Genomic DNA, 1,178 nt, shown 5'->3' with positions numbered 1-1,178 from the left:
CCACTTCCGATGGAAGACTTCTGCGCATTTGGCTGCCTGCGCCACCTGCAGGGCATCCAGACTTTGCGCGAACAGATACAGCTGTTGTTCCATTTGACAGAGGCCGCACAAATGCCCGTGGCGCGTTCAACCTACTCCGATGCCTTGAGCTCCGAGTACCGGCTGGAGATCCTGATACAAATGGTGACGCAGCTGTTCAGGCAGGCCCGCGCCGTTCTTCCCGACCGACTGGCGGAGATCCCTGGATTGGGCGAGCGCTCGATCTACGCGGTAGACGGCAGCTACCAGAACGAGAGTACCCATTATCATCGCTGCGCCCTCAAGCATGGTGGTGAGGACAATTCCAAGAACACATGATGTTGGCGTTCTACGATGTCAGAATCGGGGCACCAGCGTCCGTTCAGATTGAAACGCGCAACTTCCACGAAATGCGGGTTTTCAAGGACTACGGGCAAGAGCCAGGCAGCCTGCTCAAAGAACGCCGGGCACTATGGGTCGTGGACCGTGCCTATGTAGACATGCCCTTCTGGGATGCCCAGTACAAGGGTTATCGCCAAACTGTGATCACACGCATGAAAGACAACCTGTTGGTCGAAGATCGCAAGCCGAGGGATCTTTCCGAGCACAAGATCAACGAAGGAATTTTGGCGGACGAAGAAGTGGTGCTCAAGGCCAGCAGTGCCCGGTGGCGTCTTATTCACTATCAGGCGCCGGATGGAAACTGTTTCGAGTTTCTCACCAACGAGATGGAACTGGAACCCGGCGTCGTCGCATTCCTGTATCTGCGCCGCTGGGACGAGGAAAAGTGCTTCGATACCTGGAAGAACAGTTTTGCGAGCAAGAAGGCCTGGAGCAAGAGCGTAACCGGGATCAGCGCACAGGCTTGGCTGGCGATCATGACCTCGCTATTGCTACTCATGTTTGCTCACCACCACCAGGATCGCTGGCAGATAGGGGATGAAAAGAGCCTGAAGAAGCAGCCGGATCGCATCGACCAGAAATACATCAAGGAGGGACAGCGCATTCCCTGGCATACCTTCCTCTACCGCTCTGTATCCAATTTATAAAAAGAGCAGAATATTGCGACTCACTCTGACAAAATAAAGCATAAATAAATCGTAATAACTCCTTATGTGATGATTTGCAATAATATTAATCAACCAAAGAAGCCAGCCTAA

At 53.1% G+C, this 1,178-nt stretch carries 2 protein-coding genes; both read left to right on the top strand.

From position 1 onward, the window contains the following. Nucleotides 1-357 (top strand): hypothetical protein (locus Q5Y71_RS16845; RefSeq protein ID WP_306043235.1); only part of this gene is annotated, 357 nt, incomplete at its 5' end. Further along, complete coding sequence (locus Q5Y71_RS16840) at nucleotides 357-1,067, top strand: transposase (RefSeq protein ID WP_306043234.1); 711 nt, start codon at nucleotides 357-359, stop codon at nucleotides 1,065-1,067. The genes Q5Y71_RS16845 and Q5Y71_RS16840, both read left to right, overlap by 1 nt. The last annotated feature ends 111 nt before the right edge of the window (nucleotides 1,068-1,178 follow it).

The sequence above is a fragment of the Microbulbifer sp. 2205BS26-8 genome (assembly GCF_030731025.1).
GTDB lineage: Bacteria > Pseudomonadota > Gammaproteobacteria > Pseudomonadales > Cellvibrionaceae > Microbulbifer > Microbulbifer spongiae.
Note: the sequence above shows the minus strand (reverse complement) of the source record. Positions and strands in the feature narration are given on the sequence as shown.